The following is a 20,517-nucleotide window of genomic DNA, read 5'->3' as shown; positions in this document are numbered from 1 at the left end:
AGGGGCACCGGCACGTGACGCCGGCATCCAAGGCAGAGGACCGATCATGACACCTTCCGCGATCGCCCGCGGCTATTACCGCGCCCGTGCAGATAATTCCTGGATGGATCCGTTTCCCGGAGAGCGGGTTGCGTTTCACGCGACCGGCAGGGAAACCGGCGGGAAGTTCGCCTGCGGCGAGGCACTGCTCGAGCCAGGTGCCGGACAGCCCTTGCACATCCATCACAACATCGACGAACTGCTTTACGTCCTCGAGGGCGAGATCGATTTCTTCCTCGAGGGTGAGCGCTTTCGAAGCGGGCCGGGAGGCGTGCTCTTCATCCCGCAAGGCAATATCCACGCTTTCCGCAATCTCGGTGAAACCCGGGCCCGCATGCTGGGCATTTTCAGCCCGCCCCACCTCGACGGCATGTTCGAGGCGATGCTGGGACAGCCGATTGAGGCGTTCCCCGCGATTGCGGAGGGGTTCGGTGTCGAGTTCGTCGGACCGATGATCGAGCCGACAACGCCGTAACCTGGATGGCCGTGGATCGCTCCGCTGTCGGCCTGATCCTTTCGCGTATCGAAATCCCGCTATTTCGGAGAGGCGTGTATGGATTCCTCCGCGTATCGTATAGAAAGAGGTACGTACATCAGAGTGAGCGAGGCGAGCCAGTCATGGAAAATGCACAGGTCGACTTCAGCCGGATCGGTCTTTACGAGCGGATGGGCGAGCGCACGACGCAGCCTTTCGCGCTCCAGGTTCTTGATGAACTGGGTCCCCTCGCGGGTCGCTCGATCATCGATGTCGCCGCGGGGACAGGGGGCCTTGCGGTGGTCGCATCGGAGCGGGGTGCTTCTGTCCTGGCGATCGACCTCATGCCGGCGATGGTCGAACGCACGGGCGAACGCCTGAAGGCGTTCGGGAATTCGCGCGCCGAGATAATGGATTTTCTCGCGCTTCAGGTTGCCGATGCAAGCTTCGACGCGGCAATATCGAATTTCGGGATTCTCGCCTATCCCACCTGGAAGGATGGGCTCGAGGAGATGGTTCGCGTCGTCAAGCCGGGCGGTCGCATCCTGCTCACCATGTGGACGCAGGAGGACGATTGTTCGCCGGCGCATGTCCTTCATCGCGTCTTCCGCCAGCTCTTCCCGGGGAGGGCGCTGTGGCCCCCGGGCCTCTTTCCGGTTTTCTCCCGCCAACTCCTGGAAGAAAGCTTGCGGGAGGCTGGCTGCACCAACGTCAGCGTCCGCGAAACAGAGGCCGAATGGACGCCGATATCGTCGGGCGACGTGGTGCAGGAATGCGATCCGATGTTCAGGAGCTTCCCCGGCTATGCGAGCCTCGGTGACGACGAGATGCTCGACCTGCAGGGCCACCTGAGGAGGGCATTCCAGGGCTACGCATCCTCCGACGGCACCATTCGCCTGCCCACCCGCGCTTTCCTGGTGGTCGCGACAAGGCAGGGCTGATCGACGAGCCGGCGTTGCGGGCTCGATCTTGCCAGACCGCGCCGATCCTGCCGGCACCCCGGTTGGAAATCGACGTCGCAGCCAGGGCATTCCTTCCGGAATGACCGAGGCGGTCGAGCGTCACTCCGCCGCGAGCAGCTGCTTTTCCCGGCGCGGACCGGTCGAACTCCTGCCGACGCAGCAATAGCTGAAGCCGGCATCGATGACCGCATCCTCCGACATGATGTTGCGAAGGTCGATCATCAGCGGCTCCGTCATGACCGCCTTGAGGTGCCCGAGATCCAGCTCCCTGAACTGCGGCCATTCGGTCAGGATCACGACCGCGTCGGCGCCCGTTGCCGTGTCCAGAGCATCACTGCAGAAGGAGACGTTGGTGAGCAGCCTCGACGCATTGTCCATCGCTTCCGGATCGTGGGCGCGAACCGTCGCGCCGAAATCCTGGAGGGCCTGGATGATCGGGATGGAGGGGGAATCCCGCATGTCGTCCGTATGGGCCTTGAAGGCGAGACCGAGGACCGCGATCGTCTTGCCGCGCACCGAACCGCCGCAGGCGTCCAGCACACGCAGCGACATCGCCCGCTTGCGGTTGTCGTTCACCTGTATGACGGTTTCGACCGTGCGTAACTGCACCCGGTAGTCCCGCGCCGTCTTCGAGATGGCGAGCGTGTCCTTCGGGAAGCACGAGCCGCCATAGCCGGGGCCGGCATTGAGGAACTTGCCGCCGATGCGGCTGTCCAGTCCCACTCCGTGGGCGACATGGCGGACATCGCCGCCCACGGCCTCGCAGAGATCGGAGATTTCGTTGATGAAGGTGATCTTCATCGCGAGGAACGCGTTGGCCGCATACTTGATCAGTTCGGCGGAGCGGCGCGACGTATGGAGGATGGTGGCGCCGCCAAGTCGATCGACCTCGTAGATGTCGGACACGACCTTGCGGGCCCACTCGTTCTCGCTGCCGATGACGATCCGGTCGGGACGGAGGAAGTCGTCGATGGCAACGCCTTCGCGAAGGAATTCCGGATTGGAAACCACCGAGAACCGGAAGGGCCGGCGGGCGGCGAGAAGGATGTTCTCGACCTCGTCCCCGGTTCCGACCGGTACGGTGGATTTGTTGACGACCACGAGGTCTCCGGTGGCCTTCTCCGCGATGGCATGGGCAACCGCATGGACATATTTCATGTCGGCGTGCCCGTCGGTCGCCCGCGGCGGCGTGCCCACCGCGATGAACGCGGCATCGGCCCCCTTGAGGGCGGATTCCAGGTCGTCCGTGAAGGAGAGACGGTCGCTCTCGATGTTCTGCGACACCAGGTCGTCGAGGCCCGGTTCGTAGATCGGCACGACGCCCTGGCGAAGCTTCTCGATCTTGCTCCGGTCGCTATCGACACACACCACGCTGTGGCCGATGTCTGCGAAGCAGGTGCCCGCCACCAGGCCGACATAGCCGGATCCGACGATCACGATCCTCATGCGCTTGCCTCCAGGCGGGATTTGCCTTCCATGCCCGACGCATCGGCATCCAGGTCGCTGAAATAGGCGATCGTCCTGAGGACACCCTCTCTCAGCTGAACGGTAGGCTCCCAGCCGAGAACTTCCTTGGCCCTCGAAATATCCGGGCGGCGCTGGGTGGGGTCGTCCTGGGGCAGGGGCAGCGACACGAGACGGGATTTCGATCCGGTCAGCTCGAGCACGAGTTCCGCAAGCTGCTTCACGGTGAATTCGTTCGGATTGCCGATATTGACCGGGAAGGTGACGTGGTCGGGCGCATTCATCAGCCGGATGATGCCCTCGACGAGGTCATCCCGGTAGCAGAAGGAACGTGTCTGGCTTCCGTCGCCATAGACGGTCAGGTTGTCGCCGCGAAGGGCCTGGACGATGAAATTCGACACCACCCGGCCGTCGTCCGGGTTCATGCCGGGACCGTAGGTGTTGAAGATGCGTACGACGCGGATCTTGGTGCCGTGCTGGCGGTGAAAGTCGTAGAAAAGCGTCTCGGCGGCGCGCTTGCCCTCGTCATAACAGGCCCGGATGCCCGTCGGATTGACGTTGCCCCAGTAGGATTCCGTCTGCGGATGCACCAGCGGGTCGCCATAGATCTCCGAAGTGGAGGCCTGCAGGATCTTGGCGTCGTACTTGCGCGCCAGTCCCAGCATGTTCAGCGCACCCTGGAAGCTGATCTTCATCGTGCGGATCGGGTCCGCCTGGTAGTGGGGCGGAGAAGCCGGGCAGGCGAAGTTGTAGATCTCGTCGACCGCAATGTCGATCGGATCGCACAGGTCCCACTCCACCAGCTTGAACCGGGGATTGGCGAGAAACGGGGCGATGTTGCTTCGTGATCCGGTGTAGAAATTGTCGAGGCAAATAACCTCATGCCCGCTGTCCAGCATCCGTGCGCAGATATGCGCGCCCAGAAAGCCGGCGCCACCGGTGACCAGTATTCTCTTCATTATGCGTCCTTGGTCTAAAATGACGATGTTTCGAGAAACTACAGGCCGGTTCCGCCGCGAATCTCGGAAAGTAGTGTCCAGTAGATAATTTTTAAGTCCAGCCATAGGCTGAAGTTTTCGACATAATGAATATCTGCGGCGATGCGCGCCCTGGCCTTGGCCGGGCGGGTGGTCGGGCCGCGCAATCCCCTTGCCTGCGCCAGACCGGTGATCCCGGGCCTCATCACATGGCGTTCGTGGTAGTTCGCAACGAGGTTCTCGTAGATCACGCCCGCTGCAAGCATGCCGAGCGGATGGCAGCGCGGGCCGACAAGCGACATGTCGCCTTTCACAACGTTGAACAGTTGCGGGAGTTCGTCGATATTGGTCCGGCGAATGAAGCGCCCGATCCGGGTGATGCGGGGATCGCGCTCGATCGTCTGGTTCACGCCCGTGGGGTCGCAGTGTTCAAGCCGCATGGACCGGAACTTGAGGACGTGGACCACCTTGCAATCCTTCCCCCATCGCGCTTGGCGGAAGAAGACCGGGCCGGGGCTCTCCAGCTTGATCAGCGCAGCCACCGCGAGCAGGAGCGGCAGCAGGACAATCAGGGCGACAAGCGATACGGCGATATCCATCGCCCTCTTGGCGCCAAGTTCCAGTGATCGCGCACGAAATTCGGTTCTGGGCAGTATTGCGGAGGGGGAATCTGGGTCTGCGGCGGCATACTGCTCGAAGTGCGCCACGGGCACTCCCAAGGATAAACTTGCTTTCATGACCCAGCACTCATGGAAAGTTAACTAACTGTTAATCTAACTTAGTCCTCGCTGCATTGCAAACAGAACATCTGCAAGCTTGCTGATCTGGTTAATGCAAGTCGCTTCTTTTCTTGTCTTCGCGGCTCTAGGGCTCGTAAAAATGCTTGTTGGGCGTCTGTTTTGCTTTTTCAAAGGCCGGAAAGTCGATGACGCCAAGTGTCGGTGGGCCGCTTGTCAGGCGAAATTCAGCGGCCGTCCGAGCGGAAATCGCCGTCAGCCACGGTCCCGGATCGTCCATTCATGGTGCGCTGCAGCAAAGCTGCATCTTGCGGAATGGATATGTTCGGATGCCAAGCATCATCATTCCATTTTAAAGCAGAAGTATGTCAGCGCCGGCTTTATTTGTGCGATCGACGCCGGTCGATACCGGAACAGATCTTCGGCAGCGCCATCGCGAAGGCCGGCGCGGGTTCTTGGCTAGGGGAGTATTTCTTGAAGCTCACGCCGTTGCTTGAGCAGTATCCGTTGTCCCGGCAGGCTTCATCGACCGGAAACGCGAAGGAGCCGCTGGACGGGATCTCTAGTCTACGCTCGCCGTCGTGACCGGGTCGAGGCCGGGGCCGAAGTTTCCGTAGAGAGCGACGGACGCATAGATGATGATCGCCCACATCGACAGGGAGAGGGCCAAAGCGAATAGCAGATTGTTCAGACGCCGCGACATGGGTCCATCCTTCCGATAGGACCATCATCCGGGGATGACGTTGTGCTGCGGTGAATTTCTATGGTTAACCATCGTCATGCTTGAGAAAGCCTGAACGACTGCCTCGTCCGGAGACACTCCGGCCACTGTCCGGGCATAGCGCGTCGTCGCTTGCGCCTCTTCCGGCATGTCGAGGGCATCCGGTTGCTCGCGGCACGAGGAAATGTATTTTGCGTGTCGACAAGAAGGATCTCCCATGGCTGACCCCGCATCTCCCCCTGCCTCCCGCCGCAAACGGGGCTCCGGCGCAAAAATGGTCTACGACCTGCTGCGCGACGAAATCCTCGACCTGAAGCTCGCGCCGGGCAGCCCGGTCGACGAGGTGCAACTTGCGGAACGCTTCCGGATGTCGCGCACGCCGATCCGCGAGGCGCTCGTGCGGCTGGCGGGCGAGGGGCTGATCGAGACCCTCCCCAACCGCTCGACCATGGTGTCGAACATCGATTTCCTCAACCTCGCTCCCTTCTTCGATGCGCTGGTGCTCATGTACCGGGTGACGACGCGGCTGGCGGCGCAGAACCATCGGGCCGAGGATCTCGCCGTCATCCGCGCCAAGCACCAGGAATATGCGGTCGCCGTCGCCGCGCGCGATGCGCTTGCGATGATCGCCACGAATGCGTCCTTCCACGCGGCGATCGCCGAGGCTGGCCGCAACCCCTATTTCACCGGCCTGTTCCGGCGGCTCCTGGACGAGGGACGGCGCATCCTGCGTCTCTACTACCGCTCCTACGACGAGAATTTTCCCCAGAGCTTCGTCGACGATCACGCGGAGATCATCTCGGCGATCGAGGTGCGCGACGTCGAGGCGGCCGACCGCCTTGCGCGGTTGCATGCGGAGCAGATCGTCGCGCAGGTGCAGAAACTGTTCAGCCGCAGCGACGGGGTGGACATCACGCTCTGATTTTGTATTCTATTTGTCGACAAGTAGAATGCAGGCGCGGCGCTCCGATCCGGACTGGCCCGCGACAGAAGAATCCAGGGCGGCCGCCGCAGGCCGGCGAAAAGGAGACTGACGTGAAGGCGAACGTATTTTCCGGTGTCATTCCCGCACTGATGACCCCCTGCAAGCCGGACAGGTCGCCGGATTTCGATGCGCTTGTCCGCAAGGCCAGGGAATTGGTCGGGAAGGGCATGTCCGCCGTCGTCTATTGCGGATCCATGGGGGACTGGCCGCTGCTGACCGATGAGCAGCGGATGGAAGGGGTGGAGCGACTGGTCAAGGCGGGCGTCCCCGTCATCGTCGGCACCGGCGCCGCCAACACCGCGTCCGCGGTCGTGCACGCCGTCCACGCCCAGAAGGTCGGCGCCGCGGGCCTCATGGTCATCCCGCGCGTCCTCTCCCGGGGCTCGGTCGTCGCCGCCCAGAAGAACCATTTCAAGGCGATCCTGTCCGCCGCTCCCGACCTGCCGGCGGTGATCTACAACAGCCCCTATTACGGCTTCGCCACCCGTGCCGACCTGTTCTTCGCCCTGCGCGCCGAGCATCCCAACCTCGTCGGTTTCAAGGAATTCGGCGGAGCGGCCGACATGCGCTACGCCGCCGAGAACATCACCAGCCGCGACGATGGCGTGTCGCTGATGATCGGGGTCGATACCTGCGTGTTCAACGGATTCGTCAATTGCGGCGCGACCGGCGCCATCACCGGGATCGGCTGCGTCCTGCCGAAGGAAGTCCTGCATCTGTGCAACCTCGCCCAGGCGGCGGCGAAGGGCGATCCGGATGCCCGCCGGCGTGCGCTGGAGCTGGAAGAGGCACTGGCGGTCCTGTCGTCCTTCGACGAGGGGCCGGACCTCGTCCTCTTCTTCAAGTACATGATGGTGCTGAAGGGCGACGAGGAATACAGCCTGCACTTCAACGAAACGGACGAGCTTTCGGAGAGCCAGCGCGGCTATGTCGAAGGCCAGTTGAAGCTCTTCGACACCTGGTATGCCGAGTGGAGCAAGCTGCCAGGCGCGGTGCAGGCCTGCAAGGCGTAGCTCACAGCGCACCGTCATGTGAAAAGGCCCCCGCAAGGAGGGCCTTTTTTGTTGGAGCCAGGCCGCGGAAGCGCGCGCCCGGAAGATAGGCGCCCCTGATCAGACCGCGTCGATACCCAGTTCCAGAAGGCGGTCTAGCTGTTCCATTTCGGCGGCGGTCAGCGTGACGCCTTCCGCCTCGGATGTCTTGCGGGCGAGGAAGCGGCGCTGCGAGGGCAGGCGGGCTCCCTGGCCGACGATGCTCTCGAACAGGTTTTCTGCCCGCGCGAACGGGTTTCCGGGGCGGCCGGCGGAGAACTTTTCCGGCGAGAAGGCGAGGATAAGCTCGCCATGCATGGGCGCCAGCGTCGTGGTCCCCAGGTAGTCGAGAACCTCCGGGCTTGTCAGGTCGCCGATCATGATGCCGGCGAGAAGCTCGATCATCGTGCCGATCGCCGAGCCCTTGTGGCCGCCGAAAGGCAGCATGGCGCCGGCAAGTGCTGCTTCCGGATCGGTGGTCGGCCGTCCCTCGGCATCGACAGCCCAGCCCTCCGGCAGCGGCTTGCCGGCGCGCCGATAGAGTTCCAGTTCCCCGCGCGCCGCCACGGACGTGGCGAAGTCGAAGACGTAGGGCGCGCCGTCCGGGCGCGGCCAGCCGAAGGCGAAGGGGTTCGTGCCGAGAAGCGGCTTGCTGCCCCCCGTCGGCGCCACGGTTGCATAGCTCGGGCACATGACGAGCGCGGCGAGGCCCTGCTCCGTCACGGCCTCCACTTCCGGCCAGAGCGCGGAAAAATGGCTGCAGTCGTTGATGACCAGCGCGGCGAGGCCGAGTTCGCGGGCCCGCTCGGCAAGCGCCGGCAGGCCGAGTTCGAAGGCCGGATTGGCAAATCCGCCATTCGCCCTGACGCGGACGATGGCCGAGCCTTCGTTGCGGTCGAGTTCGGGCACCGCGTCCGGTTTGACCTTGCCCGCCTTGACCGTCCTGAGTGCGCCTTCGATGCGGTAGATGCCGTGCGACTTGCATGCGTCGCGCTCGCCCGCAACGATGACGCGGGCCAGCGCCCCTGCCTGAAGCGCATTGAGGCCAGCCTTCCGGAATATGGCTTCGACCCGCTGGTAAAGAGCCTCAATGGTAAGGGTGGAGGTCTGCGTCATCGTCTGTCTCTTCAAAGTTGGGCCGCCGGGTCGGCGGCAGTTGTCAGTCTGCATACATATAGTATACAAAATCGCGCGGACGCAATTCGGGCCCGCGCGCCTCTTTATCACGTCTTTCGACTGCCATGGTCCGACGGAGTATGAAAACAATGGCCTCCCATACCTTCTCCTGCATCGACGGGCATACCTGCGGAAACCCCGTCCGCCTCGTTTCCGGCGGAGGTCCCCGCCTGGAGGGTGCCAACATGCTTGAGAAGCGGGCGCATTTCCTGCGCGAGTTCGACTGGATCCGCACCGGCCTGATGTACGAGCCGCGCGGCCATGACATGATGTCGGGCTCGATCCTCTATCCGCCGACCCGGCCGGATTGCGACGTGGCCGTCCTCTTCATCGAAACCTCCGGCTGCCTGCCCATGTGCGGCCACGGGACGATCGGCACGATCACCATGGGGATCGAGAACGGCCTGATCACGCCGCGCGAGCCCGGGAGGCTCTCCATCGATGCCCCGGCCGGCAAGGTGGACATCACCTACCGCCAGGAGGGACGCTTCGTGGAGGAAGTGCGCCTCACCAATGTCCCCGGCTTCCTTTACGCGGAGGGACTGACGGCCGAGGTCGAGGGCCTGGGCGAGATCGTCGTCGACGTCGCCTATGGCGGCAATTTCTACGCCATCGTCGAGCCGCAGAAGAACTTCCGCGACATGGCCGATCACACGGCCGGCGAGTTGGTGGGCTGGAGCCCGAAGCTGCGGGCGGCGCTGAACGGGAAATACGAATTCGTGCATCCGGAGCATCCGGAAATCCGCGGCCTCAGCCATATCCTGTGGACCGGCAAGCCGACCGTCGAGGGCGCGCATGCCCGCAACGCCGTCTTCTACGGTGAAAAGGCCATCGACCGCTCGCCCTGCGGCACCGGCACCTCGGCCCGCATGGCGCAGCTGGCGGCCAGGGGCAAGCTCACGGTCGGCGACGAATTCTGGCACGAATCGATCATCGGCTCGATCTTCAAGGGCCGGGTCGAGGCCGCGACGACGGTGGCCGGCCGGAATGCGATCATTCCGTCGATCGCCGGCTGGGCCCGGCAGACCGGCATCAACACGATCTTCATCGACGACCGCGACCCGTTCGCGCACGGCTTCGTCGTCAAATGACGGGCGGGGAGGGCGCTGTCGCCATCCTGGCCGGCGAGGCCGAGGGGCCGGTGCTCTTCAGCGACGAACCCCTGAGCTTCTGGGGAGGGGTGTCGCCGGACGACGGGCGGGTGATCGATGTCCACCATCCGCTGCACGGGGCCTTCCTTGCCGGGACCATCCTGCTGATGCCCGCAAGCCGCGGCTCCTGTTCCGGCTCGGGCGTGCTGCTCGATCTCATCCTGTCCGGCCGCGCCCCGGCCGCTCTCGTCTTCAGCGGTCCGGAGGACGTCCTGACGCTCGGCGCGCTCGTCGCCGCGATGATGTTCGACAAGCCGATCCCGGTGATCCGCGTGCCCGACCAGGTCTTCCGCGTCCTCTCGGAGACCGACCGCGTCCTCGTCGCGCGCGATCGGCTGGAGGCGAACGGCCAGACCTTTCCCCTCGCTCCGGCGCCGACGTCCCAGCTGGAACTGACGGCCGAGGACCGCGCCATGCTGGCCGGCGAGGCGGGCCCCGGTGTGCGCCAGGCGATGGAGATCGTCTCGTCCATGGCCGGACAGCAGGGCGCGCGCCGGCTCGTGGACGTGACCCAGGCCCATATCGACGGGTGCATCTATGCCAGCCGCGCCAACCTTCTTTTCGCGCAGAAGATGGCGGCGACGGGCGCACGCGTCCGTATCCCCGCCACCATGAACGCAATCTCGGTCGATCATGCGAACTGGCGTGCGCAGCGCGTGCCGGAAGACTTCGGACAGCCGGCGCAGGAACTCGCCGACGCCTATGTCCGTATGGGCTGCCGTCCGACCTATACCTGCGCTCCCTACCTGCTGGAGAGCGCGCCGACTTACGGCGAGTGCATTGCCTGGGCGGAATCCAACGCAGTTATCTTCGCCAATTCCGTGCTCGGCGCGCGCACGCCTAAGCATCCTGACTTCCTCGACCTTTGCATCGCGCTGACCGGCCGGGCACCGCTCTCCGGCGTCTATCTGGATTTGAACCGCAAGCCGGGTCTGGTCGTCGATATCGAGCTTCCGCAGGATTTCGACGACGCGCTCTGGCCGCTGGTCGGCTACCTTGCCGGAAAGCTCTCGCCCGATCGCATTCCGCTTCTGCGAGGCCTCGAGGGAGGAGCGCCGTCCATGGACGACCTCAAGGCGCTCTGCGCGGCCTTCGGCACCACTTCCGCCGCGCCCATGCTGCATATCCAGGGCGTTACCCCCGAGGCCGACGCGGCCCCAGCCGCCGGCCTGCCGCGCCACCGGATCACGCGAGAGGACATGGCGGGTGGCTGGCGCGAACTCTCTTCCGGCCCCGAACGGGTCGATCTCGTCGCGATCGGAAGCCCGCATGCCTCGCTCGGCGAATGCCGGGCCCTCGCCAAAGCCCTTGCCGGGCGCCGGTGCCGCCCGGATGTCGCGGTGATCGTGACCGCCGGGCACGACGTCATCAGGGCGGCCGAGGAGGAAAGAACGCTGCCGCTCCTCAGGCAGTCGGGCGTGACCGTCCTGCCGGATCTGTGCTGGTGCTCGATCAGCGAGCCGGTCTTTCCGCCGCAAGCGAGGTCCGTCCTCACCAATTCCGGCAAATATGCCCATTACGGCCCGGGCCTGAGCGGGCGGACGGTCCGTTTCGGCAGCATTCGCGATTGCGCGGAAGCGGCCGTCACGGGGGTGGCCCCCGACCGGCTTCCCGCCTGGCTCGGCGGTTAGTTTGGACGGCTAGTTCCGGGCGGTTAGTTCCGGAAGACGGTGCATGCCTCCCCGGCGGACCTGATCGTCGCGCAGAGCTTTTCCGCCTCTGCGCGGGTCTCCCGCCCGATCCGCGCCGCATAGCGGCCGCGATGGCCGAAATTGCCGCGCGTCTGGTGAACCATGAGCGGCAGTTCCCGGTCGAGGGGCGAGGGCAGGCGGGCAACCCTGCCGGCAAAGAGCTTCCTTGCGACCTCGGGGCTGGCATGCGCGGCGATCTGCACGCCCCAGGGCGCCCACGGCCCCTCGGCGAGCATCGATCCCGCCGAAAGCCGCCTGCTTTCGGCAAGCGCCACGCAACTGTCCAGGAACGTCTTGTCCGCGTCGAGCGGCGCGGCCGCGGCGTCCGGAGGCTCGCTCGTCCACTCTTCGATCGAGTAGCCGGTGATCGAGCGCACATAGTCGCGCGTCTCGAACGGCAGAAGGCCCAGCTGGAGGAACCGCTGCAGGCCCGCCTCGCCGGCATTGTAGGCGGCGGCGGCATATCCGTAGCTGCCGAACCGGCCGTTGAGTTCCTTGAGATAGGCGGAGGAGGCGCCCAGCGCCGGCAGGATGTCGAAACTGTTCGAGAGCCCTCTCAGCCTTGCGGTGCCCGGCATGAACTGGGCGATGCCCTGCGCCCCCTTGGGACTGACGGCATCGGGCCTGAAGAGGCTTTCCTTCCAGATCAGCCGCGCGAAGAAATCCGCCGGGATGTCCTGCGTGCGGGCAAAATACTCGATGCCGCCGCACAGATCGTGGTTGAACGTCTCGCGGCGGATGCAGAGCGCGTCACCGGATGTCTCGTCCACCCAGGAAGACAGGCATTCGCCTTCCTCTTCGCCGGGCTGCCCTGTGGCAGGGCTCTCGGCGGTGAAGGCGAGGAAGAGCAGCAGCGAAATCGCCAGTCTGGCCATGGTCTATGCGCGCGGTCGTCCGTCTGACGAACCATTCTGCCATGAACCGCGGCGAAGGGCCATCGTGGGCCATCGTCGCGCGACGGCAGCGGATGGAGGGCCCGCGGACGGTGGGTCTGCCGCCCGCGTGCCTCGAGGCGGCTGCTACTCCTGGGTCAGCAGTTCCTGGCAATAGCTCGGGCCCGTGGCGCCCTGGCGGTCGGCGGTGATGCGGATGGCGCGGATATTGTAGTCGGCATCGACCGTGATCTGGGCAGCGCAGCTGACATTGGCCGTGCGGCCGTTCTGCAGCTTGATCCGCTGGTAGCCGCCCCGCCAGTTGTAGAGCGTCGTCGATCCGGTGGCCGTGTCGCTGAGGGGCGGGCTGTATCTCGCGAAGAACTTGCCCGCCGACTGCCCCAGCCAGCGGGCCTCGATCGGGTTGGCCGGCGCGCGCGTCGTGGTGCAGGCGGAAAGCACGATGGCGATGACGGCTGTGGATGCGATGATGCGGCGGTTCATGTCCTGTAGACCCTCTTCTCTGCTCGTCCGACACGTTGCGGGGCCGCACTAGCAGATTCCCACGGTGCGGCGCAGCACCGCGTCGCCTCGCTCTCGAAATATCCCGTCACCGCCACCTTTTTGCCACGCCCGCTGCCGATGCTTTATTGGCAAGGCAGAGGCCGCAAATTTTGCATCCGACCGCTTGTCGAAGCCGAATGGCTGGTCTATAGAGGCGCCGCTGGTCACGGAGTGTAGCGCAGTCTGGTAGCGCACCACGTTCGGGACGTGGGGGTCGCAAGTTCGAATCTTGCCACTCCGACCAGCTGAAAAGCCCGCAGTTGCGGGGTTTTTCTTTGTCGACCTTTCGATCGCAACTCCTCCTTCGGCAATGATTGCGGCAACCCGTGTGCTGCCGTGTCGAATGCGTCAGTATCCTGAACCGCCGCCGTACAGACATCGCCTGGCTAAACTGCGGTGTCCCTTGCCGCCCTGTCCTGCCGTAGGCAATTCGACGACATCCGCATGGGCGGTGGGTTCTAGGTGGTCGAGGAATTCACTGATTTCGTCGAAGTTGTTTTTTGCACTCGTCGAACGCCACCCGGAGCGCGTCGCCCGTTCTGTTTGCTTGGCCACCGGGGTTCCTAGAAACGAAACGCCTGCGCGCTCGCGGGCATGAATTGGAAGCGGGGTTTCTGATTTTGCACCGATGATTTCCGCGAGTTGACGAGCCTCTCGGCCAATGCGATTTGGGCGCGGACAAGGGGGAGATACCGAATTGAAAATCATCGTAGGGGTCGCGGCGGCAGCGCTCGCGCTAACGTCGTGCGTGCAATCAAGCGCGATGCGCGTTTCGAAGAACGAGATCATCATTCAAACGAGCGCCGAGTCGATGTGCGGGTCCACCGGCGCATTGAAAGCTGCTGAGAAGTCAGCCGCGGTCGAGACGATCAAGGCGGGCTACGACCGTTACGTCATCACATCCGCCTCGGCAGCAAACAACACGTACGCCACCCAAATGCCCGGAACCTACAGCACCCATGGTTCCGTGAACTCGTATGGGCGGTTCGCCACCGTGAACGCGATCACCACCTACACGCCAGGCCCGACAATTTACGGCGGCAGCCATGATCAGGCCATAGGCGTACGCATGTTTAAAGAGGGCGAGCCCGACGCAGCCAACGCGGTCTCGGCGCGCGAGACGCTGGGGCCCAAGTGGGAGACGATGGTCAAAGGCGGCGTTCGCATCTGCAACTGAGGCCTGTGGCCGTTCGGCCCCCGCCTTAGCGTCCTTGCCCGCCTTTTTGCACGCGTCCGACCAGCTCGAAGCCCCGCAATGCGGGGTTTTTCTTTTCCCGGCCGCGGATCGCCATGCGAGATTGCCCTGCCAGACGGTCTGTTGCGCCGCCGCGAAGCCTCCGCCCGTCGTACTTATCCCCGCCGTATTCCTCACCCACCGTTCATAGCCGTTGACGGGGATTTCATCTCGTCTACTATATCTAGTGTTCGAGGTTCCTTCGATTCGGTTTTCGGATCGGGGCTAAGACGGGAATTCGGTAGCGGACATAGGTCTGTGAAGCCGAGGCTGCCCCCGCAACTGTGAACGGCGAGTGCCTGCTCCATCGCGCCACTGGGTTTGACCCGGGAAGGCGGATCAGGCGTGACGACCCGTAAGCCAGGAGACCTGCCTTGATCGAAACGTCCGCCGGCGGGGTGCCGGGCAGGGTTTGGTCGCTCGTGTCCGGATTTTGCCGGGCAGGCCGCCTTCCTCGCGCCCCCGTCAATTCGTCTGCATCGGGGTCAAGGCCATGAACACGCCATTCCACGTCATCGCTGACCCGTAGTCGCTTTCGACTGCGGCATTCGCACGTCTTTTCCCCTTGGCGTCGGTCCGGGCCTGGTGCGGCCCCGGTCCGACAATGCCTTCCTGCGCCCAATTTCCACGAGGAACCCATGTCGATCACCGTCTATTCCAAGCCCGCCTGCGTCCAGTGCGCTGCCACCACCCGCGCTCTCGACCGCCAGGGCATCCATTATACCGTCGTCGACGTTTCCGAGGACATGCAGGCCTTCGCCCTCGTCCAGGGGCTCGGCTACCGGCAGGTGCCCGTCGTGATTGCCGGCGAACAGCACTGGGGCGGGTTCCGCCCCGACATGATCAGCGCGCTTTCGTAAGGGGCCGGAAATGGCCGGCCTCGTCTATTTCTCCAGCCGATCGGAAAACACCCGGCGCTTCGTGGAGAAACTCGGGCAGAGCGCAGTGCGCCTGCCCGTCGAGGCGGATGCCGTGCGGCCGCTGGCAGACCGGCCCTATGTGCTCGTCACGCCCACCTACGGCGCTGGCGGCGACAGGGGAGCGGTGCCGAAGCCGGTCATCCGGTTTCTCAACGATCCCCGCAACCGCCATCTCCTCCGCGGCGTGATCGCGGCGGGAAACACCAATTTCGGCGAGGCCTACGGGCGCGCCGGCAGGATCATCGCCGACAAATGTGGCGTGCCGCTCCTCTACCGGTTCGAGCTTCTCGGAACCGCGGAAGACGTCATCGCCGTCAGACAGGGACTGGAACGATTTTGGACACGCTGACCCAGACGAAAACGAGCGCCCCGGCAGAAGCGCCGCTCGATTATCATGCGCTGAACGCCATGCTGAACCTCTATGACGATCAGGGGAGGATCCAGTTCGACCGCGACCGCCAGGCGGCGAAGCAGTATTTCCTGAGCCACGTCAACCAGAACACCGTCTTCTTCCATAACCTGCGGGAGAAGCTCGATTACCTGGTGACGGAAGGCTATTACGAGCAGGAAGTCCTCGACCAGTATTCCTTCAACTTCGTGCGCGACCTCTTCGACGAGGCCTATGCGCGGAAGTTCCGTTTCCCGACCTTCCTCGGCGCCTTCAAGTATTACACGTCCTACACGTTGAAGACCTTCGACGGGAAGCGCTATCTCGAGCGCTACGAGGACCGTGTCTGCATGGTGGCGCTGACGCTTGCGGCCGGCAACGAGGAGCTTGCCCGCGATCTCGTCGACGAGATCATCTCGGGCCGGTTCCAGCCGGCGACCCCGACCTTCCTCAATGCCGGCAAGAAACAGCGCGGCGAGCTTGTGTCCTGCTTCCTGCTGCGCGTCGAGGACAACATGGAGTCGATCGGCCGCGCGATAAATTCCGCCCTGCAGCTTTCGAAGCGCGGCGGCGGCGTGGCCCTGTCGCTCACCAACCTTCGCGAGATGGGCGCGCCGATCAAGCAGATCGAGAACCAGTCGTCGGGCGTCATCCCGGTGATGAAGCTCCTGGAGGACAGTTTTTCCTACGCCAACCAGCTCGGCGCGCGGCAGGGCGCCGGTGCGGTCTATCTCCATGCCCACCACCCCGACATCATGCGCTTCCTCGACACCAAGCGGGAAAACGCCGACGAGAAGATCCGCATCAAGACGCTGTCGCTCGGCGTCGTCATCCCCGACATCACCTTCGAACTCGCCCGCAACAACGAGGACATGTACCTCTTCTCGCCGCATGACGTGGAGCGGGTGTACGGCGTGCCCTTCACCGAAACCTCGGTGACCGAGAAGTATCAGGAGATGGTCGAGGATTCGCGCATCCGCAAGAAGAAGATCAAGGCGCGCGAGTTCTTCCAGGTCATCGCCGAGATCCAGTTCGAGAGCGGTTATCCCTACATCATGTTCGAGGACACGGTGAACCGCGCCAACCCGATCGCCGGCCGCATCACGATGAGCAATCTCTGCTCCGAGATCCTGCAGGTGAGCGAGGCGAGCCTGTTCAACGAGGACCTGTCCTATGCGCAAATGGGCAAGGACATTTCCTGCAACCTCGGCTCCCTCAACATCGCAGCCGCGATGGACAGCCCGGACTTCGGCCGCACGATCGAGACCGCGATCCGTGCGCTGACCGCGGTCTCCGACATGAGCCACATCTCGTCGGTGCCTTCGGTCGCCAAGGGCAATGACGAGAGCCACGCGATCGGTCTCGGGCAGATGAACCTGCACGGTTACCTCGCCCGCGAGCGGATATTCTACGGCTCGCAGGAAGGGGTCGATTTCACCGACATCTACTTCCTGACGGTGACCTATCATGCCCTTCGCGCCTCCAACCGGCTGGCGGTGGAGCGCGGGCAGAGCTTCAAGGGCTTCGAGAACTCGAAATACGCCTCGGGCGAATATTTCGACAAGTACACCGAGGTCGAGTCGCTGCCCGCGACCGAGAAGGTGAAGGCGCTCTTCGAGGACGCCGGGATCCGCATTCCGACCCGGGACGACTGGCAGGACCTGAAGACGGCGGTGATGGAGGGCGGCCTCTATAACCAGAACCTGCAGGCCGTGCCGCCGACGGGCTCGATCTCCTACATCAACCACTCGACCTCTTCGATCCACCCCATCGTCTCGAAGATCGAGATCCGCAAGGAAGGCAAGATCGGTCGCGTCTATTATCCGGCAGCCTACCTGACGAACGAAAACGTCGAATACTACCAGGACGCCTACGAGATCGGCCCGGAGAAGATTATCGACACCTACGCGGCGGCAACCCGGCATGTCGACCAGGGCCTGTCGCTGACGCTGTTCTTCCGCGACACGGCGACCACCCGCGACATCAACCGGGCTCAGATCTACGCCTGGAAGAAGGGCATCAAGACCATCTACTACATCCGCCTTCGCCAGATGGCGCTGACCGGCACGGAAGTGCAGGGCTGCGTTTCCTGCGCGCTCTGATCTTCAGCCATGTGCCGGTGCTTGCCCCTCATCCGCCCGCGCCGAACAGAGCGGAGGCGGGGTGAGGGGCAGCCCCGATCTTCCAAAGGACATTACCGATGAACATGCAAAGCAAGGCGAAGGCCCAGAAGCCCGCCGCCGCCATACGCGCCATCAACTGGAACCGCATCGAGGACGACAAGGATCTCGAAGTCTGGAACCGCCTGACCTCCAATTTCTGGCTGCCTGAGAAAGTGCCGCTGTCGAACGACATCCCCTCCTGGGCGATGCTGAAGCCGGAGGAACAGACGCTGACGATCCGCGTGTTCACCGGCCTGACCCTGCTCGACACGATCCAGAACGGCGTCGGGGCCGTCCGGCTGATGGCGGATGTGCAGACCCCGCACGAGGAAGCCGTGCTCTCCAACATCTCCTTCATGGAGGCGGTGCATGCGCGCTCCTACTCGTCGATCTTCTCCACCCTGTGCTCGACCCCCGACGTCGACGACGCCTATCGCTGGTCGGAGGAAAACGAGTTCCTGCAGAGGAAGTCCGCCCTGATCATGGAACAGTATGACGGCGCCGATCCCCTGAAGAAGAAGGTCGCCTCGGTTTTCCTCGAAAGCTTCCTCTTCTATTCGGGCTTCTACCTGCCGATGTACTGGTCGAGCCGCGCAAGGCTCACCAATACCGCCGACCTGATCCGCCTGATCATCCGCGATGAGGCGGTGCATGGCTATTATATCGGCTACAAGTTCCAGCGTGCGCTGGACCGCGAGCCGGAAGCGCGGCGACAGGAGATCAAGGACTTCGCCTTCGACCTGATGCTCGAACTCTACGACAACGAGGCGCGCTACACGGAAGATCTCTACGACGGCGTCGGGCTGACCGAGGACGTCAAGAAATTCCTGCACTACAACGCAAACAAGGCGCTGATGAACCTTGGCTACGAGGCGCTGTTTCCGCCGGAGGCGTGCCGTGTCAATCCGGCGATCCTGTCCGCCCTCTCACCCAATGCCGACGAGAACCACGATTTCTTCTCGGGCTCCGGCTCGTCCTACGTCATCGGCAAGGCGGTCGCGACCGAGGACGAGGACTGGGACTTCTAGGCAAGGCGTGCCGCAGGGCCTCGCGGTGTGGCGATAGCCCGCCGCTCCGCGAGGCGATCGCCGGGGGAGGAAATGCCGCGTGCCCTGGAACAAAGGAATTGTCGCAGGGTTAGCCGCTCAGGGAAGAGGAGGATCAAGTCATGAAGACGCTCGCCACGATTACGGCTGCCGTCACCCTGGCAGCCTTTAGCCACACGCCAGGCCTTGCCGACTGCCACGACGTTGCCGGCTCCGCGAAGACGCAGGAGACCGCCGGCATCGCCAAGGACGGAACCCAGGCTCCGCTTGAGGGTGATTCCGGCTCGCAGGTGAAGACGGAAAGCGCCACCGGCACCACGACGACCAGCGCGGACGCCCTCGCGAAAGCGCCCCAGAAGGACGGTCAGACCATGCCGATGGGCGAGACCAGCAACCTCGCGACATCGGGCCAGGATGCCGCCGCACAGCAGGACGGCGGCAAGACTGCGGCCGCCAGTGCCGGCGCAAAGTGTAACTGACCGGCAGGTCCTGGATAAAGATAGAGAAAGCCTCGACGCGCGGTCGCCTTGCCGCCGAGGGTGGTTGGTCCCATGGCGCAAGCGGGAGGCACTTGCGCCATGGATATTGTTCGGCTGCCGCGCGGTCAGCCGCGCTTCAGCGCACCGTTTTCCCAGCCCTCGAACTTGCCGGTGAAGAAGTCGACGTTCTTGAAGCCCAGGAGCGAGAGCACCGTGTAGCTGTGGGTCAGCTGGACGCCGCCGCGGGTAAATAGCACGACCTTCTTGTCGGGCGTCACGCCGACTTCCTCGTAGAGCTTGCGAAGCTCGTCCGTGCTCTTCAGCGCCCGGTTGTCGTCGAGGGTGGAATCCCAGAAGACGTTGACCGATCCGGGGATCTGTCCGGCGCTGTAGTCGGAGGGCGAGCGGACGTCGACGACGACCACGTCCGGAGTGGCGGCGAGTTCCTTGACCTGTTCGGCCGTCAGGAACTTCGGACCTTCGGAATTGCCGAGGTCGGCACCGGCAAAGGCGTAGTTGCCGAGCGCCAGCGACTGGCCGGCCGCAGGATCGCGGCTCCACTCGTCCCAGCTTTCGTCATAGATGCGGACGTTCGTGTAGCCGAGGTTCTTGAGCGCGATGTAGTTATTCGCCGCAGCGACGCCGCTGCCGCAATAGGAGAGGATTTCCTTGTTCTTGTCGACGCCGCGCGACGCCAGCAGGTTGTTGATGACGTCCTGCGGCAGGATCTTGCGGTCTTCGGTCAGGAGCCTCGCGGCCACCACCGACTTGGCGCCCGGAATATGGCCGTCGACGAAGGCGTCGGAGTTGCGTCCGTCGATGATCACGGTGTCCTGGCTCTTCAGCTTCGACTGGACATAGGCCTTGTCGACGCGGACATCGTTCTTTTCCGTCAGCTTGAAGTCCGACTTGGCGACCTCGACCGGATCGGTCGACAGCTCACCGGTGAAGCCGGAAATGCCGCCATCCAGCACGTGGATGTTCTTGAAGCCCGCATACTCGAGCGCGATGAATGCGCGGCCCGGCAGGGAGTTGCTGTCGTAGATCAGCAGCGTATCGCCGGCCTTGAGCCCGCCAGCCGCGATGACGTCCTCGAAGACCGCGTCCTCGGCGAACTCGTTGCGGATGCCGTCACGCTCGGAAACGTTGAGCTTGGCCCAGGGGATGTTCACCGCGCCGGGGATATGCCCCTTCTCGAAGGCAGCGGGCTGGCGCGAATCGACGATCTTCCCGCCCTTCTCGGCCAGTTCCTTGAACTGCGCCTCGTTGACGATGATCGGGTAGCCTTCCGTCTGGGCAAACGCCTCGGCGTGGTGGCTGCCAGGAAGGACCTGCTGCAGCGCCGGCGCGGCTGCCACGACGAAGAGCGAAAGGGCGCTGGCGGCCAGTAGACGTTTGACGATGGTATGAGACATGTATCACTCCTTATTCTCGCCCTTAGGG

Annotated in this window: 21 protein-coding genes, 1 tRNA gene and 1 riboswitch; of the genes, 13 read left to right on the top strand and 9 right to left on the bottom strand. The window is 63.8% G+C overall.

The window, feature by feature from the left end; translation table 11 throughout:
• The first annotated feature begins 46 nt into the window (after positions 1-46).
• Complete coding sequence (locus ACWGPT_RS11020) at positions 47-514, top strand: cupin domain-containing protein (RefSeq protein WP_452605638.1); 468 nt, start codon at positions 47-49, stop codon at positions 512-514.
• Positions 515-657: 143 nt separating this feature from the next.
• Positions 658-1,455: a class I SAM-dependent methyltransferase gene (locus ACWGPT_RS11015; RefSeq protein WP_452605637.1), complete on the top strand. Its 798-nt coding sequence runs from the start codon at positions 658-660 to the stop codon at positions 1,453-1,455.
• A 120-nt stretch (positions 1,456-1,575) separates the two neighbouring features.
• Here ACWGPT_RS11015 and ACWGPT_RS11010 read toward each other — a convergent pair whose 3' ends face one another.
• From ACWGPT_RS11010 to ACWGPT_RS10995, 4 genes are all read right to left on the bottom strand, one after another.
• Complete coding sequence (locus ACWGPT_RS11010) at positions 1,576-2,922, bottom strand: UDP-glucose dehydrogenase family protein (RefSeq protein ID WP_452605636.1); 1,347 nt, start codon at positions 2,920-2,922, stop codon at positions 1,576-1,578.
• Complete coding sequence (locus ACWGPT_RS11005) at positions 2,919-3,899, bottom strand: UDP-glucuronic acid decarboxylase family protein (protein ID WP_452605635.1); 981 nt, start codon at positions 3,897-3,899, stop codon at positions 2,919-2,921. The genes ACWGPT_RS11010 and ACWGPT_RS11005 overlap by 4 nt, the downstream gene beginning before the upstream one ends.
• A 38-nt stretch (positions 3,900-3,937) precedes the next feature.
• Positions 3,938-4,654, bottom strand: a complete 717-nt coding sequence (locus ACWGPT_RS11000) for a sugar transferase (RefSeq protein WP_452605634.1) — start codon at positions 4,652-4,654, stop codon at positions 3,938-3,940.
• A gap of 562 nt (positions 4,655-5,216) precedes the next feature.
• Complete coding sequence (locus ACWGPT_RS10995; RefSeq protein WP_452605633.1) at positions 5,217-5,357, bottom strand: hypothetical protein; 141 nt, start codon at positions 5,355-5,357, stop codon at positions 5,217-5,219.
• A gap of 235 nt (positions 5,358-5,592) precedes the next feature.
• Here ACWGPT_RS10995 and ACWGPT_RS10990 point away from each other — a divergent pair, with 235 nt between their 5' ends.
• Positions 5,593-6,297 carry a GntR family transcriptional regulator gene (locus ACWGPT_RS10990; protein WP_452605632.1) on the top strand — a complete coding sequence of 235 codons (705 nt, stop codon included), beginning with the start codon at positions 5,593-5,595 and terminating at the stop codon, positions 6,295-6,297.
• Between the two features lie 113 nt (positions 6,298-6,410).
• Positions 6,411-7,373, top strand: a complete 963-nt coding sequence (locus ACWGPT_RS10985; RefSeq protein WP_452605631.1) for a dihydrodipicolinate synthase family protein — start codon at positions 6,411-6,413, stop codon at positions 7,371-7,373.
• A 99-nt stretch (positions 7,374-7,472) separates the two neighbouring features.
• On the opposite strand, the gene ACWGPT_RS10980 is transcribed toward ACWGPT_RS10985, so the two are convergent.
• On the bottom strand, positions 7,473-8,507 hold the full coding sequence (locus ACWGPT_RS10980) for an Ldh family oxidoreductase (protein WP_452605630.1): 1,035 nt from the start codon (positions 8,505-8,507) through the stop codon (positions 7,473-7,475).
• Positions 8,508-8,656: 149 nt separating this feature from the next.
• Between ACWGPT_RS10980 and ACWGPT_RS10975 the strand changes: the two genes are divergently transcribed.
• Together ACWGPT_RS10975 and lhpI are read left to right on the top strand one after the other, a co-directional pair.
• On the top strand, positions 8,657-9,658 hold the full coding sequence (locus ACWGPT_RS10975) for a 4-hydroxyproline epimerase (RefSeq protein WP_452605629.1): 1,002 nt from the start codon (positions 8,657-8,659) through the stop codon (positions 9,656-9,658).
• Positions 9,655-11,349: a cis-3-hydroxy-L-proline dehydratase gene (gene lhpI / locus ACWGPT_RS10970; RefSeq protein WP_452605628.1), complete on the top strand. Its 1,695-nt coding sequence runs from the start codon at positions 9,655-9,657 to the stop codon at positions 11,347-11,349. The genes ACWGPT_RS10975 and lhpI overlap by 4 nt, the downstream gene beginning before the upstream one ends.
• A 23-nt stretch (positions 11,350-11,372) precedes the next feature.
• On the opposite strand, the gene ACWGPT_RS10965 is transcribed toward lhpI, so the two are convergent.
• On the bottom strand, positions 11,373-12,284 hold the full coding sequence (locus ACWGPT_RS10965) for a transglycosylase SLT domain-containing protein (RefSeq protein WP_452605627.1): 912 nt from the start codon (positions 12,282-12,284) through the stop codon (positions 11,373-11,375).
• Between the two features lie 144 nt (positions 12,285-12,428).
• Entirely contained in the window at positions 12,429-12,785 is a 357-nt protein-coding gene (locus ACWGPT_RS10960; protein ID WP_452605626.1) for a hypothetical protein, read from the bottom strand.
• A gap of 227 nt (positions 12,786-13,012) precedes the next feature.
• Between ACWGPT_RS10960 and ACWGPT_RS10955 the strand changes: the two genes are divergently transcribed.
• Positions 13,013-13,089, top strand: a tRNA-Pro gene (locus ACWGPT_RS10955).
• 104 nt (positions 13,090-13,193) lie between these two features.
• Here ACWGPT_RS10955 and ACWGPT_RS10950 read toward each other — a convergent pair.
• Entirely contained in the window at positions 13,194-13,400 is a 207-nt protein-coding gene (locus ACWGPT_RS10950) for a hypothetical protein (RefSeq protein WP_452605625.1), read from the bottom strand.
• Between the two features lie 142 nt (positions 13,401-13,542).
• Here ACWGPT_RS10950 and ACWGPT_RS10945 point away from each other — a divergent pair, with 142 nt between their 5' ends.
• The 6 genes from ACWGPT_RS10945 (at position 13,543) to ACWGPT_RS10920 (ending at position 19,074) form a co-directional block, all read left to right on the top strand.
• Entirely contained in the window at positions 13,543-14,022 is a 480-nt protein-coding gene (locus ACWGPT_RS10945; protein WP_452605624.1) for a hypothetical protein, read from the top strand.
• Between the two features lie 234 nt (positions 14,023-14,256).
• A riboswitch (cobalamin riboswitch) is annotated at positions 14,257-14,470 on the top strand.
• A gap of 247 nt (positions 14,471-14,717) precedes the next feature.
• A complete protein-coding gene (gene nrdH / locus ACWGPT_RS10940) occupies positions 14,718-14,939 on the top strand; it encodes a glutaredoxin-like protein NrdH (protein ID WP_452605623.1) in 222 nt (73 codons plus the stop codon).
• Positions 14,940-14,949: 10 nt separating this feature from the next.
• The gene (gene nrdI, locus ACWGPT_RS10935; protein WP_452605622.1) at positions 14,950-15,348 is read left to right on the top strand and encodes a class Ib ribonucleoside-diphosphate reductase assembly flavoprotein NrdI; all 399 of its coding nucleotides are present in this window, start codon (positions 14,950-14,952) and stop codon (positions 15,346-15,348) included.
• Positions 15,336-17,489, top strand: a complete 2,154-nt coding sequence (gene nrdE / locus ACWGPT_RS10930) for a class 1b ribonucleoside-diphosphate reductase subunit alpha (RefSeq protein ID WP_452605621.1) — start codon at positions 15,336-15,338, stop codon at positions 17,487-17,489. The genes nrdI and nrdE overlap by 13 nt, the downstream gene beginning before the upstream one ends.
• A gap of 98 nt (positions 17,490-17,587) precedes the next feature.
• Positions 17,588-18,577: a class 1b ribonucleoside-diphosphate reductase subunit beta gene (gene nrdF / locus ACWGPT_RS10925; RefSeq protein ID WP_452605620.1), complete on the top strand. Its 990-nt coding sequence runs from the start codon at positions 17,588-17,590 to the stop codon at positions 18,575-18,577.
• Positions 18,578-18,717: 140 nt separating this feature from the next.
• The gene (locus ACWGPT_RS10920; RefSeq protein ID WP_452605619.1) at positions 18,718-19,074 is read left to right on the top strand and encodes a hypothetical protein; all 357 of its coding nucleotides are present in this window, start codon (positions 18,718-18,720) and stop codon (positions 19,072-19,074) included.
• A 125-nt stretch (positions 19,075-19,199) separates the two neighbouring features.
• Here the strand turns inward: ACWGPT_RS10920 and ACWGPT_RS10915 are convergent, their stop codons facing one another.
• On the bottom strand, positions 19,200-20,489 hold the full coding sequence (locus ACWGPT_RS10915) for a rhodanese-like domain-containing protein (RefSeq protein WP_452605618.1): 1,290 nt from the start codon (positions 20,487-20,489) through the stop codon (positions 19,200-19,202).
• Positions 20,490-20,517 lie beyond the last annotated feature (28 nt).

The organism is Pseudorhizobium sp. NPDC055634, assembly GCF_053618655.1.
The sequence above is the reverse complement of the archived record's forward strand: the minus strand, read 5'-3'. Positions and strand labels throughout refer to the sequence as shown.